The following is a 15,895-nucleotide window of genomic DNA, read 5'->3' on the forward strand; positions in this document are numbered from 1 at the left end:
ACCTTAGCACACCTGCGCCGCTTGGGAAAATACTGCTGAAAGCTGACGTAATAGGATGCTTCCTTCGTCAGCATGACAACGATTAGTCCCATGCAAGAAACCGTTCTCCCCGGCGCCAACGCCCCGTACTCCACGTTTCTCTACGTTCTCATTCCGCTGCTGCCCTTCGTGGGTTTTCTGATTAACGGCCTGCTGAACCGGAAGCTGTCTGGCACCGTGGCCGGGCTCATTGGCAGCGCCACCGTGCTGGGTTCGTTCCTGATTTCGGTGATGCTGTTCCTGAACTTCCAGTATCAGTACACGGTGCAGCTGTTTGACTGGATTTCGGTGGGCTCGTTGCAGATTCCCTTCCAGTACCAGATTGACCAGCTTAGCCTGATAATGCTGCTACTCGTGACGGGCGTGGGCTTTCTCATTCACGTCTACAGCATCGGCTACATGCACCACGACGAGAACGTGGGCAAGTTCTTTAGCTTTTTGAATCTGTTCATTTTCAGCATGCTGCTGCTGGTGATGGGCGCCAACTTCGTTATCCTGTTCATCGGCTGGGAAGGCGTAGGGCTGTGTTCCTACCTACTCATCGGTTTCTGGAACAAGAACACCAGCTACAACAACGCTGCCAAGAAAGCCTTCATCATCAACCGCATCGGTGACCTGGGCTTCCTGCTCGGCATCTTCCTGATTTACCTCACTTTCAACTCGGTGCAATACGCCGAGGTGTTCCAGAAGGCCTCGCTGGGCCAGTTTGGCACCTATGGCGTGGGCATCTGCACGGCCATCACGCTACTGCTGTTTGTGGGCGCCATGGGCAAGTCGGCCCAGCTGCCGCTCTACACCTGGCTGCCCGACGCCATGGCCGGCCCCACGCCGGTTTCGGCTCTCATCCACGCAGCTACCATGGTGACGGCGGGCATCTACATGGTGCTGCGCGCCAACGTGTTGTTCACGCTCTCGCCCGATACGCTGCAGGTTGTGGCCATCGTGGGCGCGGCTACGGCGCTTTTTGCCGCCACCATTGGCCTGGCGCAGAACGACATCAAGAAAGTGCTGGCTTACTCCACCGTGTCGCAGCTGGGCTATATGTTCCTGGCACTGGGCGTGATGGGCTACTCCACGGCCCTGTTCCACGTCCTCACGCACGCCTTCTTCAAGGCGCTGATGTTCCTCGGGGCCGGCTCCGTGATTCACGCCATGAGCAACGAGCAGGACCTGCGCCGCATGGGCGGCCTGCGCAAGGCGCTGCCCATCACCTTTCTCACGTTCCTCATCGGCTGCCTAGCCATCTCGGGCATTCCGCCGTTCTCGGGCTTCTTCTCCAAGGATGAAATCCTGGCGCATGCCTTCGAGCACAACAAAGTACTGTGGGCCATGGGCTTGCTCACCGCTTTCCTGACGGCGTTCTACATGTTCCGCCTGCTGTTCCTGGCCTTCTTCGGCGAATTCCGCGGCACGGAGGAGCAGAAGCACCACTTGCACGAGTCGCCGGCTTCGATGACGCTGCCGCTCATCATTCTGGCGGTGCTGGCCGCCGTGGGTGGCTTCATGGGCGCGCCCATGTTCACAGGCGGTCATCATTACCTGGCCGAGTATCTGGCGCCCATCTTCACTTACTCGCAGCGCCTGATGCCGGAAGTCTTTTCGGCCGAGCCCGACCACAACACGGAACTCATGCTCATGGGCCTGTCGGTGGCCGCTGGCGTGCTGGGCATCATCCTGGCCTACGTGATGTACGTGGCCCGCGCCACCCGCCCCGCCGAAGACGAGGCCCAGCGCTCGGCCCCCGAAAGCCTGGTGTACCACAAGTACTACATCGATGAGCTGTACAACGCCCTGTTCACGCGGCCGGTCATGTGGCTGTCGACGGGCCTGTACAAGTTTGTGGAAAATGGCATCATCGACCCGGTGGTGGGCTTTTTCGGCCGCGCCGTGAACGGGGGCGGGGCCCTGCTGCGCTACGTGCAAACCGGCGCCGTAGAAACCTACCTCATCCTGATGGTTATCGGCATCGTGCTCATTCTGGGCCTGAACTTCGGCCGGTTGTAGGCCAGCACATTCTTCAACACCACTGCAGTATGAAAACGTTGGTTGGTCGGCTATTGGCGGTTTTGCTGATTGGGCTTGTAGGTGCCTGCGGCCCCCAAAAACCCAAGGTGGAGGCTGACATGCGCGACAACTTTGTGGGCGAGTGGAAAAGCGCGGACACCAACGCGCAAACCCACACCCGCATCAAGCGCACGGGCGATACTTTCTACATTCACGAGGGCATCAACGACCTTGTGGGCACGTACGACCCCAACGTTGAGAGCATCATGATTGACAACGGGGTGAAGAAAGTGCCCGTGAAGTACCTGCCCGAAACCGACCAGTTGCTGATAACCGGCGGCCAGCGGGAAGCGAAGTTCTCGCGGGTGAAGTAGGCCGCTGGCGTGGCAAAAGCCACTGTCTTTGGTTCGACATTGCCTGGGCTAATGGGGCTGAGGGCTAGGCGCCTGTGCCGGAGCGGCGAGGAGGCCAAGAATTGAGGGAACAACTTTTTTAGGAAGGAAGGGTATAGCAGAGCGTCTATGCAGGCCGGAAGGCTTGGCGTGGATTTACTCATCTATTCCCACACCTAAAAATTATGTTCTCAACAACTAACCTCCTGCGTGGGTTGGCCATGGGCGGCGCCTTGCTTGGCATGGCGTCTCCTCGTGCCCAAGCCCAGACGCCAGATAGAAAAACGGCCATTAGCGCCAACGTGGGCCTGTTGCAATACCGTGGCAACATGGGCACCGATTTCTGGGACCGTTCCGAGCCCGACCTCGAAGTGGGCGGCGGCGGAGCCATCACGCGCTACCTCTCGCCCTCGTGGGACGTGGCCGTGCTGGGCTACTACGAAACCTACAAGTTCAGCAGCGAGGTGCGCGCCGGCGACAACTTCGAGGCCCGTATTGGTATGGTGGATTTGGGCTTTAAGCTCAAGATGAACAACGGCAAAATCCTCAAGGAAGAAGCCCGCATCCAGCCCTACCTGATGGGCGGCGGCGGCTTTTTCCTGTCGAATAGCGAAGGCCGCGCCAACGGGCAGACCTTTTTTAACCAGATTCGGCGCCCCGAGGTGTTCGGTTTGGCCGGCATCCGGGTGCGGCTCAGCGACGTGGTGTCGCTGGACCTGACCACGAGCCAGCACTACCCCTTCACCGAGCGCGTGGATAACCTCTACGGCAGCCCCGACGACAAGCTCTACGACCGGTTCCTGCTGCACCAGGCGGGCATCACCGTGGCCCTGGGCCAGGCCAAGGACGAAGACAAAGACGGCGTTTCGGACAAGAAAGACAAGTGCCCCGGCACGCCCGCCGGCGTGGCCGTGGACCCCAACGGCTGCCCGCTGGATAAAGACGGCGACGGCGTGCCCGACTACCAAGACAAGTGCCCCGACGTGAAAGGCCTGGCCGCCCTGCAGGGCTGCCCCGACCGCGACGGTGACGGCGTGACCGACGCCGACGACGCCTGCCCCGACACTCCCGGCAAGGCCGAGCTGAAAGGCTGCCCCGACGCCGACAACGACGGCGTGATTGACCAGAACGACAAGTGCCCCGGCACCCCGGCCGGTGTGCAGGTAGATGCCAACGGCTGCCCGCTGGATAAAGACGGCGACGGCGTGCCCGACTACCAGGACCGCTGCCCCAACCGCCCCGGTCCGGCCAGCAACAAAGGCTGCCCCGAGGTGAAAGCCGAAACCAAGAAGCGCCTGCAGGAGGCCACGAAGTACATCAACTTCGAGTTCGACAAAGCTGTGCTGCTGCCCAGCTCTTATCCGACGCTGAAAGACCTGGCCGCCATCATGACCGAGTACCCGGACTACACCCTGAGCATTGCCGGCCACACCGACAGCAAGGGCGATGACAACTACAACCTGCGTCTCTCGGATGCCCGCGCTGCTTCGGCCCGCGCCTACATGCTGAGCCAGGGCGTGCCCGCCGACCGCATTGTGTCGCACGGCTTCGGCGAAACCAAGCCGATTGCCACCAATGCCACCAAAATCGGCCAGGCCCTGAACCGCCGCGTCGAGTTCGACCTCTACCTCACCGGCGACCCCAACGCCGCCGAAGTGAAGTACGGCCCGGCCCCGACCATCACCCCCGAGCCGGTGAAAGCCGCTCCGGTGAAGAAAGCGCCGGCCAAGAAGGCTCCGGCCCGCAAGGCCCCGGCCCGGCGCAAGTAGGCTTCGGCCCACAGGCTCGTGCCCGCAAAAAGCCCGCTCAACCTGAGCGGGCTTTTTTTGTGGCTAGTACTGAACGGTTTCGATGGCAAGGGCGCAGCATGAGCAACGGACGAGCTTTCTTTCTCATCTACTTTGCCATGATGAAAACTCGCTTTCTCATGCTGGGCTTCTTCTGCGGCCTGCTGGCGCCGGCCCGTGCGCAAGACACGACGCTCACCCGCCTGCTGCGGACCAACGCCTACCCCCTGACCGCCACGGGCGCGCAGCTGGCCGGCACGGGCTGGGACAAGCTGCGCGCGAGCATTGCCGAAAGCCAACTGGTGCTGGTGGGCGAAGACCACGGCATGGCCCAAATTCCGCAGTTCACGCAAGCGGTGGCGCGCGTGCTGCAGCCGGCGGCTTTCATCACCGAAATTGACCGCTACCAGGCCCGCACGCTCACCCGCCTCACGGCCGAGCCGGGCTTTCCGACGGCTTACCTGAAGGCCAGCCCCGGGGCGCTGTCGTTTTTTAGCTGGAACGAGGAGTATGAGCTGGCCCGGCAGCTGCGGACGCAGCAAACGCAGTTCATCGGCATCGAGCAGGTGGGAATTTTCACGCCGGGCCGCTTTTATGAGCAGCTGGCCGGGCTGGTGAAAAGCAAGCCGGCGCGGGCGTACCTGCAGCAGCAAAGCACGGCCTACCAGCGGCACGACAACGCTCAGTTTCGCAGCGGTGGCCAGGCCTACAGCATGCTGGGCCAGCGCCAGTCGGCCCTCGACAGCCTGGAAACCCTCACGCGCGCCGAAAGCCCGGAGGTGCGCCGCATGGTGCAAGACTACCTGCTCAGCTCGCGCATCTACCGCAACCAGGTGAAGGGCATGGGCAATCACCAAGCCCGTGTCAACCTTATGAAGCGCAACCTACTGGAGGCCCTGCGGCCGCTGGCGCCGCAGCCGGGCCAGCCGCTGCCCAAGCTGCTCTTCAAGTTCGGGGCCAGCCACACGGCGCGGGCGCTGAGCCCCTGGGCCGGCATCACCGACGTGGGCAACCTGGCCCTGAACCTGGCCGACGCGCAGGACGCCAAGTCGCTGCACCTGCTGGTGATGGGCAAGCAGGGCACCCAGGTGGGCGGCTTCAACCCCGACGACCCCAGCAAGAACGTGGTGCCGTTCGACCTCACCAAAGAGCCTTTCATCAAGCCCTTTGCTGACCTTGCCACCGGCCCCGGGTGGCAGGTGTTCGACCTGCGCCCGGCCCGCCGGGCCCTGCTGCGCGACAAGCTGGAGGTGGCTAACCAGCTGCTGGAAAACATTATCCTGGGGTACGACTACATCGTCATCATTCCGGCGGCCACCGCCAGCCGTGGATAGCTGCCGTCCGGGAATCGGCAGTTGGGCTGCTGGGCTTGTGGTGTCTCAAAGGGCTGTTTAAGGCAGCGCGTACGTCATGGACAGGTAGTACAGCCCGCCCACGCTGGGCCCGCCCAGGTACGACACGTAGTACTGATTGAGCACGTTGCTGGCCCCGAGCTTGAAGCGCAGGCCGGCCGCCGGCGCGGCGTAGCTGAGCTGAGCATCGAGGGTGTGGTAGGCGGCCACTTCGCCGTTCACCAAAAAGGTCTGCGAGTAGTAGCCCTGCTGCCAGCGGTAATTCAGGCCGAAGCCGACGTTGTGGTAGGCGTTTTCGTTGGCCAGACTCAGGTTGTAGGCCCAACGTGGCGTGTTGAAGCCGTCTTCGAGGCCGTCGCTGGTGGCGGTGCGGTCGAGGCAGGTGTAGGTGGTGTTGGCGCCGGCCAGGTAGCCGCCGGGCAGCTCGTAGCGCAGGCCCAATGAGCCGCCGTAGTTGTACACCTGGGTTTGGGAATTGGTCCAGAGGCGGTAGCGGGCCTGCCCGGCGCGGGTGTTGAGGGCGGTGGCCACGGCGCTGAGGTCGGCGCTCACGAGGGGGGCGCCGCTGCTGGTTTGGGGCACGTAGGCTTCCACCTGGGCAATGAAGTCGCGGTAGGAGTTGTAGTAAAAGTCAACATCGGCCAGCAGCCGCCCGCCGGGGCCCAGCGCCGCTTTATAGCCCAGCTCCAGCGAGCGAATGTGCTCGGGCCGGAGGTAGGTGTAGGGGTTTTTCACCAGCAAATTCCTGTGCTGCTCCACGGCCAGCTGGGTTTTCTGCGCCGGCGTGAGCGTGGTCGAGGCATTGGCATTAGCGGCATCAGTCACGGCCTTGGTAAACGCATCGATGCTGCTACGCAGGTAGCTGTTCTCGAACACCCCGTCCGACATTACCCGCAGCCCGCCGATACGCTTCACCTGCCCGCTGTTCACGTTCGAAAACCCCTCGAACAAGCTCGGAAAACGGTAGCCCGTCTGGTAGCTCAGCCGGAAATTCTGCCGCTGCGTGGGCGAAAAAACCGCCGTGAAGCGCGGGTTGAATTTCACGTCGAAGTAGTCGTTTTTGTCGGCGCGCAAGGTAGCCGTCAGGCGCAGCTTTTCGGCCAGCAGGCGGCCGCCGGCTTGCACAAAGCCGCCCGTTTTGGCGTAGGTGAGGTTGTCGGCGAGCGGGTCTTTGCCGGGGTTGGGATTGATGAAATAATTGCCGTCGGGCACCACCACGTAGGTGCGGTGGTCGGCGCCAGCCAGCAGGTCGAGGCGGGCGGGAAAGGCGCGGCCGCCGCGCCGCAGGGCTTCGGCCAGGTTCACCTGAGCCTCGGCGTGGGCCAGGGCGGCGCGCACGCGCAGGGCCGCGCCCACGTCCCAGTTGTTAATATCCTGCAGCTCGCCCAGCTTCTGCCCAAACAAGGCCGTGCCGGGCTGGTAGCGGCCGGCGTCGGCGGCGGCGCGGGCCACGGCCTGGGCCTGAACCACCGGCTGGCCGGCCCGCACGGCGGCGTTCCAGGCGGCCGTAAAGTCGCGCTTCCACTGGTCGTCGGGCTTGAAGTTGCGGTCCAGGTTTTCGCCCATCGAGCGCAGGTTGTAGCTGCGGCCGGTGTTTTCCTGCGTGAGGTAGGCCCGCGCCTGCACCACCGGCGTGAGCAGCTGCAGGGCGTGCTGTTGCAGCACGTAGCCCTGCAGCCGGAAGCGGTTCGAGCGCTGGTACACGTTGTCGAAGCCGGCCACGCGGTAGGTGTAGCTCAGCTCGGTGGCGGGTTTCGGCCGGTAGTGCAGCGCCGCGTCGGCCTTGAGGGTGCGCAGGGTGTAGTCGACCAGGGCCTGCTCGTCGTAGCCGGTGCGGGCCACTTGGTAGGTTTTGGTGCTTTGCGGGTCGGGCGAGCTGAGCAGGGCGAAGTTGCTGCGGTCCGACGACTCGTTGCCGTAGCTGTTCACCGGGTCGCGGGCGGGGTTGTCGGCGCCCAGCAGGCCCACGCTGGCGTTGCCGGCCGGGTTGAGGTCGGTGGGGTCGTGGGCCACCCAGTCGTAGCCGCGCAGCAGCGTGCCGTTCACTTTAAAGGCCAGCTTGTCGGCCACCAGCACCCGGGCGTAGCGCAGGCTGGTTTCCGAATACGCCCGCGCGCCGGTGGCGGCGTCGCCGAGGTGGTTGATACCCACCTTCTGCTGCCCGCTCAGCCCCGCGGAGCGGAAGGGGTTGCGGGTGCTGAAATTGGCCAGCCCGTTGATGGCGTTCAGGCCGTAGAGGGCCGAGGCCGTGCCCGGCACCACTTCCACCTGCTCGATGTCGAGGTCGCTGGGCCCGAGCACGTTGCCGATGGGCCCGCCGATGTGCGGCGCCTGGTTGTCGATGCCGTCCACGAGCTGGGCGAAGCGCACGTTGGTGGTGTTGACGAAGCCCCGGGCGTTTATCACCTTGAAGCCTAGGCTGGGCGTGATGACCTGCACGCCCTTCAGGTGCTCGATGGCGTCGAAAAACGACGGCGCGGGCGTGAGCCGCAAGGCCCGGGCACTGAGCTTTTCCACCGTCACGGGCGACTGCAGAAAGCTCTCCTCGACTCGGGATGCCGACACCACCACTTCCTCCAGGCTCAGCTTTTTGCGCGTGGTGTCGGCGGGGGCGGCGGCCTGGGCGTGGGCCAGTTGCGCGCTGCTCAGCAAGGCCAGCGAAACGGCCGGGAGGCGAGAGCGAAGCAGAGCAGGAGTAGGAATACGTGTCAAATGGGCAGGAGCGAAGCGGCGTTATGTTGGCGAAGATATAACGCCTCGCTGCCTGCTAACGCTCCTGCACGCGCTTTGTTTCGGCGGCCATGAATTCCTGAAAACGGTCCTGCAGCGCCCGGAATTCGGCAATGGCCGCTTGGCCGGCTTCGGTGACGACCGCGCCGCCGCCCTTGGGGCCGCCGGTTTGGGTGCCCACCAGCGGGGTACTGGCCTGCGCATTCATAGAGCTCACCAGGTCCCAGGCGCGCTTATACGACATGCCCATGGCCTGCGCGGCCTTCGAGATGGAGCCCAGCGCGGCGATGTGCTCCAGCAGTTCGAGCCGGCCGATGCCGAGGAAGCGTCCGTCTTCGGATTCCACCCACAGGCGGCCGTTGAGGCGGTAGGTTTTGGCAGGCAGCAGCAGCGTTTTCATGGCGCAAAGATGCGGCCGGCAACCCTGCTACATGCCGCCTGGCGCCCAGCTGCATCGGTAGCCTCGCAAGCGGCGGGCGGTAGCGGCACTTGCTGGCATAAGGAAAGGCAATGGTCAGAATTTTATAAGCCGTAGGCGCCAACCGCGGCCCGCGGTGGCCGTTGGTACTAATGGGCCTCGCCCGGCCTTTTCTTCTTCCCAACCATCCTTTTCCTACAGTTTCATGGAAGTTTTCAAAACCAAAGCGTACGGCGCCAGCAATTCCATTTTCAACGGCCTCTCCGAGATGGAGATTGAGCGCCAGGCCCCCAAGGCCGACGAAGTGCACATCGACATCCTCTACTGCGGCGTGTGCCACTCCGACCTGCACCAGGTAAAAAACGACTGGCACAACACCATTTACCCCTGCGTGCCGGGCCACGAAATCGTGGGCCGCGTGGTGGAAGCCGGCAGCGCCGTGACCAAGTTCCGGGTGGGCGACCTCGTGGGCGTGGGCTGCATGATAGACTCCTGCGGCACCTGCCCGGCCTGCCGCGAAAAAGAGGAAAACTACTGCGAAGGCCCCGTGAGCTGGACGGCCACCTACAACGGCTACATGAAGCCGCAGAACAAGGATTTCAACACCTTCGGCGGATATTCGACCAACATCACGGTGAAGGAATCCTTCGTGCTGCGCATCCCCGACGCGCTCGACGTGAAGGCCGCGGCGCCCATTCTGTGCGCCGGCATCACCACCTATTCGCCGCTCAAATACTGGAACGTGGGCCCGGGCAGCAGCGTGGCCATTGTGGGCATCGGCGGGCTGGGCCACATGGGCGTGCAGCTGGCGCGGGCACTGGGCGCCACGGTCACGGCCATCACGCGCGACAAGGAAAAGCAGGCCGACGCCGAAAAGCTCGGCGCCCACGAAGTCCTGATTTCGTCGGACTCGAAGGCCATGGAGGCCCACGAGCTGAAGTTCGACTTTATTCTCATCACCATCCCCGACGCCTTCGAGGTGAACGACTACGTGAAGCTGGCCAAGCGCAACGGCGTCATCACGACGGTGGGCCTGCTGGGGCCCTACAAGGCGCCGCTCAACAACCAGGAAGTGGCCATGCACCGGCGCTCGGTGGCCGGCTCCGTCATCGGCGGCATTGCCGAAACGCAGGAGGTGCTGGATTTCTGCGCCGAGCACAACATTCTGCCCGAAGTGGAAATGATACCCATGCAGGACATCAACAAGGCCTTCGATAAAATGATGGACGAGGAAGTGCGCTTCCGCTACGTCATCGACATGGCTTCGCTGAAGGAGAAAGAATAGGCCCCCCCGGCGCGTCACCAACCGTCCTGCAGAGCGATGCCAGTATGTCGCTTTGCAGGACGTTTTTTTGGGGAATGGCCCTACTTGGCGTGTTTTTTTTCCGCCCACGGTGCCGATGCCGCTGTTGAAATACCGGTCCGCTTCGCGCACGTTTCGGCCGCCTTCAATTCCGCGGCTACGAGGGCCAAAAAAGGTCGGACGGTGCGACAATCTGCATCAGCGCTCTGCGCCGACCGGCGGGTGGGCGACTCAGGGCCGCAAGTGCTACCTTTCGCAGGCGGCAGCGTTGCCGCCCGCCATTCCTTTTTCATTCGTGCGTATGAAGAAACTCCTGCTTTCCGCCACCTTACTGCTCGCTGCCGCCGTGTCTCAGGCCCAGGATTTTCAATACAAAACCCCGCCCAAAGCCATTCAGGACCTGCTGCTGGCGCCGCCCACGCCGCGCCTGAGCCTGGCCTCCGACGGCCAGACCATGGCCCTGCTGCAGGTGCAGGACTTCCCCACCGTGGCCGAGCTGGCCCAGCCCGAGCTGCGCCTGGCTGGCCTGCGCTTCAACCCGCGCACCAACGGCCCCAGCCGGGTGAGCTACGCGGTGGGCATCAAGCTAAAAAAGCTGCCCAACGGGGCCGAAATCGACGTGAAAGGCCTGCCGGCCCAAGCCCGCATCAGCAGCCCCAGCTGGTCGCCCGACAACCGGACTATGGCCTTCGCCCTCACCACGCCCGGCTCCGGCGCCGACGGCAAAGTGGAGCTGTGGGTGCTCGACGTGGCCAGCGCTACCGCGCGCCGTCTGCTGGCCGCGCCGCTCAACGACGCTTTCGGCAACTCCTTTGAATGGGTATCGGACAGCAAAACGCTGCTGGCCCGCACCGTGCCCGCCGGCCGCGGTACCGCCCCTTCGGCCGATACCGCGCCCACCGGCCCGGCCGTGCAGGAAAGCGGCGGGGGCAAGAAGTCCGGCGCCCGCACCTACCAGGACTTGCTGAAAAACCCCGCCGACGAGCGGCTGTTCGACTACTACGCCACTTCGCAGCTGATGAAGGTGAGCCTGGCCGACGGCGCAGCCCAGCCTTTGGGCCAGCCCGGCGTCATCCAGACGGCCTCGCCTTCGCCCAGCGGACAGTTTGTGCTGGTGCGCACCCGCCACCGGCCGTATTCCTATTTGTTGCCCATCAGCAGCTTCCCGCAGCGTATCGACGTGCTCGACCTGGGCAGCGGCGCCGTGGTGAAAACCGTGGCCGACCTGCCGCTGGCCGACAACGTGCCCACCAACTTCGATGCCGTGCCCACCGGCCCGCGCAACCACGCCTGGCGCGCCGACGTGCCCGCCACCATTGCCTACGCCGAAGCCCAGGACGGCGGCGACCCCAAAGTGAAAGCCGACATCCGCGACAAAGTGTACACCCTCGCGGCGCCCTTCGCCGGGCCGGCGCAGGAGCTGGTGGCGCTGCCTATGCGCTTCGCGGGCCTCACCTGGGGTAACGATAAGCTGGCCCTGGCCGACGGCTACCGCTGGGCCGACCGCCACCAAACCACCTGGCAGCTAAATCCCAGCGCGCCCGTCGGCTCGCTCCGCGTGCTGTTCGACGGCTCGGAGCAGGACACCTACAAGAACCCCGGCACGCCCTACGAGCACCGCAACGCCCAGGGCAAATTCGTGCTGCTGACCGGCGGCCCCAGCGGCCAGAGCATCTACCTGCTGGGCCAGGGCGCCTCGCCCGAAGGCGACCGGCCCTTCGTGGATGAGCTGGATTTGGCGTCGAAGAAAATCACCCGCTGGTGGCGCTCTGAAGCGCCGGTATACGAAATTCCGGTGGCCATCCTCGATGCCAGCGGCAAGAAGCGCACGCTGCTCACCCGCCGCGAGTCACTGACCCAAAACCCGAACTACTACCTGCGCGACGCCACCAAAAAGGACAAGCTCACGGCCGTCACCAAATTTGCGAACCCCTACGCGGCCTTCGGCGGCAGCTTCCAGAAGCAGGTGTTGCACTACAAGCGCGCCGACGGCGTAGACCTCACCGCCGACCTGTACCTGCCCCAGAATTATAAGAAAACCGACGGCCCGCTGCCCACCCTCATGGAGGCTTACCCGGTGGAATTCAAGGACAAGAGCAACGCCGGGCAGGTGAGCGGCTCGCCCTACACCTTCACGCGCCTGAGCTGGGCCTCGCCCGTGTACTGGGTGACGCAGGGCTACGCTGTGCTGGCCAACGCCAGCATTCCGATAGTGGGCGAGGGCAGCAAGGAGCCCAACGACACCTACACCGAGCAACTGGTGAGCAGTGCCAAAGCCGCCATCGACGAGGGCGCCCGTCTGGGCGTGGTCGACCCCACCAAAGTGGGCGTGATGGGCCACAGCTACGGCGCCTTTATGACGGCCAACCTGTTGTCGCACTCCAACCTGTTCAAGGCCGGCATTGCGCGCAGCGGCGCCTACAACCGCACGCTCACGCCCTTCGGCTTCCAGGGCGAGGAGCGCACGTTCTGGCAGGCGCCGGAGGTGTACAACGCCATGTCGCCGTTCAACTACGCCGACAAAATCAAGACGCCCATTCTGCTCATCCACGGCGAGGCCGACAACAACTCCGGCACCTTCCCCATCCAGAGCGAGCGGTACTACGCCGCCCTGAAAGGCCAGGGCGCCACCGCCCGCTACGTGGTGCTGCCCGCCGAAGCCCATGGCTACGCCGCCCGCGAAAACCTGCTCCACATGCTCTGGGAAATGAACACTTGGCTGGACAAGTACGTGAAGGCGCCCAACCCGCCGCAGGCCAACTAAGGCCAACTCACTAGCCTGATTGAATCAGACCGTCATGCTGCGCGCAGCATGACGGTCTATTTTTGTGCAGGTACCTCATTCATGCAAACTTCCCCAACCGCCGCCCGGCCCGACGGCGCCCGGCGCGACTATTTCCCGGCCCTGACAGGCTTGCGGGCCGTGGCCGCCGGACTGGTGCTGCTGCATCATTTCAACCCCTTTGCCCCGGAGCGGTTTGGCTGGCGTCTGCACAGCCTGGCGGCCGAAACGCACATCGGCGTCACGGTTTTCTTCGTGCTCAGCGGCTTCCTCATCGGCTACCGCTACTTGGGGCAGCCGGTGGCGCTGCGCCGCTACTTCGCCAACCGCTTTGCCCGCATCTACCCGCTGTATTTCCTGCTCACCACGCTCACCTTTGCGCTGCTGCGCTGGCAGGGGAAACCGGTTTTTCTGGGCGAATACCTGCTCAACATCACCTTCCTGCGGGGCCTGTTTGAGCAGTACGTGTACACCGGCATCGGGCAGGGCTGGTCGCTCACGGTAGAGGAAATGTTTTACCTCTCGGCCCCGCTGGCGTTCTTGCTTATCCGGCGCAACGCCCGGTGGCTGTGGGTGTTGCCGCTGGCGCTGGTGGCAGTGGGCATTGGCTTGGTGCTGCTGTGCCGGCTGCACCCGTGGCACGGCTTGTTTGGGTCTTTCGATTTCCTGTTTCAGTTCACCTACCCGGGCCGGGCGGTGGAGTTTTTTGTGGGCGTGGGGCTGGCGTGGTGGCTGCGGCGGGGCGCCGGCCCTTGGGCGCCGGGCTGGCTGACTTACGTGGGCGCAATGGGCGTGCTGCTGTGCCTGGGCGCCTTGAGCCTGCTGCACGGCCCACAAATTGGCGCGTTTGGCGTGCTGCGGCCGGCGGGCATGTTCCTCAACAACGTGCTGCTGCCGCTGCTGGGCATCGGGCCGCTGCTGTGGGGGCTGGTGCAGGAAAATACCTGGCTCAGCCGGTGGCTGAGCTCACGTCCGCTGGTGCTGCTGGGCAAGAGCTCCTACGCTTTCTACCTCATTCACATGGGCGCGGTGCAGGAACTGGTGCACCGCTGGCTGGGCAGCAGCTTCCTCACGGTTCTGGCGCTGTACGGCTTGTCCATGGCGTTGTACTGGCTGATTGAGGAGCCCCTCAACCACTGGCTACGGCGTGCGCTGGGCCGCCCGGCGCCAGCGGCGCCGGCATTGGTCCGTTGAGGCCGGTCAAGCATTCATCAACCCCTGCCGCTCCATTTATGCTTCTGATTGACAAAATAGCCTGGCTGCACCTGCGCGAGGGCCAGGTCCTGAGCACCCGCAGCCGCGGCAATGACCGGTGCTACTTCCCCGGCGGCAAGCGCGAAGCCGGCGAAACCGACCAGCAAACGCTGCTGCGCGAAATCAAAGAAGAGCTGACCGTAGACCTCGACCCGGCTACCCTCGAATACGCCGGTACCTGGGAGGCGCCCGCCCACGGCCACGCGCCCGACGTGCAGGTGCGCATGGCCTGCTACTACGCCCGCTACGCCGGCGCGCTGCAGCCGGCGGCTGAAATCGAAGAAGTGCGCTGGCTGACCTACCGCCACCGCGCCGAAGTGTCGGCCGTCGACCAGCTCATCTTCGACTGGCTGCGGGGCCGCGGGCTGCTGGCGGAGTAGGCCGGCCAGCGCGGGGGCGCGGCAACCAATTTGCGGAGGCAAAGTAAAAAAGCACTCCCGAGCGGCCGAGATTCCTTGGCTGCGGGTGCTTACTCCTTCCCCGATGCGCAACACTCACCCTCTACTCCTGGCGGGCCTGGCCCTGCTGGCTGCCTGCGGCGGCCCCAGCAAAGAAGAAAAGCAGGAAGCCCAGGCCAACACGCCGGCCCAAACCGTGCAAACGCCCGCCGCCGAAGCGGTGCACCTGCCGGCGCCCTACGCCACCAAATCGGTGAGCCACCGCGTGGAAATTGTGCCCTGGCCCGCTGGCCGCACGCCCACCGCGCCGGCTGGCTTCGCCGTGGCCGAGTACGCGGGCCAGTTCGACAGCCCGCGCTGGTTGTACGTGGCGCCCAACGGCGACGTGCTGGTGGCCGAGGCCAGCACCGTCCCGATGACCATAACCAAGAAAGTGGCCGCCGAGCTCAAGCTGGACAAGTCCCGCTCCTTGCGCGACCGCAGCGCCAACCGCATCACGCTGCTGCGCGATACCAACCACGACGGCCGCCCCGACCTGCGCACCACCTTCTTGGCCGGCCTCAGCCAGCCCTTCGGCATGCTCATTCTGGGCAATAATTTCTACGTGGCCAATACCGACGGCGTGCTGCGCTTTCCCTACCAGTCGGGCGCCACCAACATCACGGGCTCAGGCCAGCGCATCCTGGACTTGCCCAAGGGCGGCTACAACAACCACTGGACCCGCAACCTGCTGGCCAGCCCCGACGGCGCCAAAATTTACGTGACCGTGGGCTCGAGCAGCAACGTGCAGGAGCACGGCACCGCCGAGGAGGTGCGCCGGGCCAACATTCTGCAAATCAACCCCGACGGCACCGACGAGAAAGTGTACGCCAGCGGCCTGCGCAACCCCATTGGCCTGCAGTGGCAGCCCGGCACCGGCGCCCTCTGGACGGTGGTGAACGAGCGCGACGAGCTGGGCGACGAGCTGGTGCCCGACTATTTCACCAGCGTGAAGGAAGGCGGTTTCTACGGCTGGCCTTACGCCTACTACGGCCAGAACGAAGAGCCGCGCCGCAAAAACGAGCGGCCCGATTTGGTGCAAAAATCCCTGGTGCCCGACGTGCCCCTGGGCGCCCACGTGGCCGCGCTCGGCCTGGCTTTTTATGACAAAGACGCCTTCCCAGCCAAGTACCGCAACGGCGCCTTCATCGGCGAGCATGGCTCTTGGAACCGCTCGCAGTACTCGGGCTACAAAGTGGTGTTTGTGCCATTTGCCAACGGCAAGCCCAGCGGCCCGCCCGAAGATTTCCTGACCGGTTTCCTGGCCGGTGGCGACTCGAAAGAGGCCTACGGCCGCCCCGTGGGCGTGGCCACCCTGCCCGACGGCTCCCTGCTGGTGGCCGACGACGCCGCCGACAAACTCTGGCGGGTGAGCGCTAAATAGCGGCGCAAAACGC

At 64.4% G+C, this 15,895-nt stretch carries 11 protein-coding genes; 9 read left to right on the top strand and 2 right to left on the bottom strand.

Features of this window, described 5'->3' with window-relative positions; translation table 11 throughout:
• Nucleotides 1-90 precede the first annotated feature (90 nt).
• The 4 genes from nuoL (at nt 91) to IC234_RS04995 (ending at nt 5,556) form a co-directional block, all read left to right on the top strand.
• Nucleotides 91-2,043, top strand: coding sequence for an NADH-quinone oxidoreductase subunit L (gene nuoL / locus IC234_RS04980; protein WP_190922756.1), 1,953 nt, complete (start codon nt 91-93; stop codon nt 2,041-2,043).
• 29 nt (nt 2,044-2,072) lie between these two features.
• Nucleotides 2,073-2,417 carry a hypothetical protein gene (locus IC234_RS04985; protein ID WP_190922757.1) on the top strand — a complete coding sequence of 115 codons (345 nt, stop codon included), beginning with the start codon at nt 2,073-2,075 and terminating at the stop codon, nt 2,415-2,417.
• Nucleotides 2,418-2,677: 260 nt separating this feature from the next.
• On the top strand, nt 2,678-4,204 hold the full coding sequence (locus tag IC234_RS22155) for an OmpA family protein (RefSeq protein ID WP_317173331.1): 1,527 nt from the start codon (nt 2,678-2,680) through the stop codon (nt 4,202-4,204).
• A 140-nt stretch (nt 4,205-4,344) separates the two neighbouring features.
• Nucleotides 4,345-5,556, top strand: a complete 1,212-nt coding sequence (locus IC234_RS04995; protein ID WP_190922759.1) for a hypothetical protein — start codon at nt 4,345-4,347, stop codon at nt 5,554-5,556.
• 57 nt (nt 5,557-5,613) lie between these two features.
• Here the strand turns inward: IC234_RS04995 and IC234_RS05000 are convergent, their stop codons facing one another.
• Both IC234_RS05000 and IC234_RS05005 read right to left on the bottom strand, forming a co-directional pair.
• A complete protein-coding gene (locus IC234_RS05000) occupies nt 5,614-8,286 on the bottom strand; it encodes a TonB-dependent receptor (protein ID WP_223827502.1) in 2,673 nt (890 codons plus the stop codon).
• 55 nt (nt 8,287-8,341) lie between these two features.
• Nucleotides 8,342-8,704: a winged helix-turn-helix domain-containing protein gene (locus tag IC234_RS05005; RefSeq protein ID WP_190922760.1), complete on the bottom strand. Its 363-nt coding sequence runs from the start codon at nt 8,702-8,704 to the stop codon at nt 8,342-8,344.
• A gap of 223 nt (nt 8,705-8,927) precedes the next feature.
• Between IC234_RS05005 and IC234_RS05010 the strand changes: the two genes are divergently transcribed.
• The 5 genes from IC234_RS05010 (at nt 8,928) to IC234_RS05030 (ending at nt 15,882) form a co-directional block, all read left to right on the top strand.
• Nucleotides 8,928-10,007: an NAD(P)-dependent alcohol dehydrogenase gene (locus tag IC234_RS05010; protein WP_190922761.1), complete on the top strand. Its 1,080-nt coding sequence runs from the start codon at nt 8,928-8,930 to the stop codon at nt 10,005-10,007.
• Between the two features lie 319 nt (nt 10,008-10,326).
• Nucleotides 10,327-12,789: a prolyl oligopeptidase family serine peptidase gene (locus tag IC234_RS05015; protein ID WP_190922762.1), complete on the top strand. Its 2,463-nt coding sequence runs from the start codon at nt 10,327-10,329 to the stop codon at nt 12,787-12,789.
• Nucleotides 12,790-12,870: 81 nt separating this feature from the next.
• Nucleotides 12,871-14,001, top strand: a complete 1,131-nt coding sequence (locus tag IC234_RS05020; protein ID WP_190922763.1) for an acyltransferase family protein — start codon at nt 12,871-12,873, stop codon at nt 13,999-14,001.
• A gap of 38 nt (nt 14,002-14,039) precedes the next feature.
• The gene (locus IC234_RS05025; RefSeq protein WP_190922764.1) at nt 14,040-14,441 is read left to right on the top strand and encodes an NUDIX hydrolase; all 402 of its coding nucleotides are present in this window, start codon (nt 14,040-14,042) and stop codon (nt 14,439-14,441) included.
• Between the two features lie 103 nt (nt 14,442-14,544).
• A complete protein-coding gene (locus tag IC234_RS05030) occupies nt 14,545-15,882 on the top strand; it encodes a PQQ-dependent sugar dehydrogenase (protein WP_190922765.1) in 1,338 nt (445 codons plus the stop codon).
• Nucleotides 15,883-15,895: the final 13 nt, after the last annotated feature.

It is taken from the genome of Hymenobacter armeniacus (genome assembly GCF_014699055.1).
GTDB lineage: Bacteria > Bacteroidota > Bacteroidia > Cytophagales > Hymenobacteraceae > Hymenobacter > Hymenobacter armeniacus.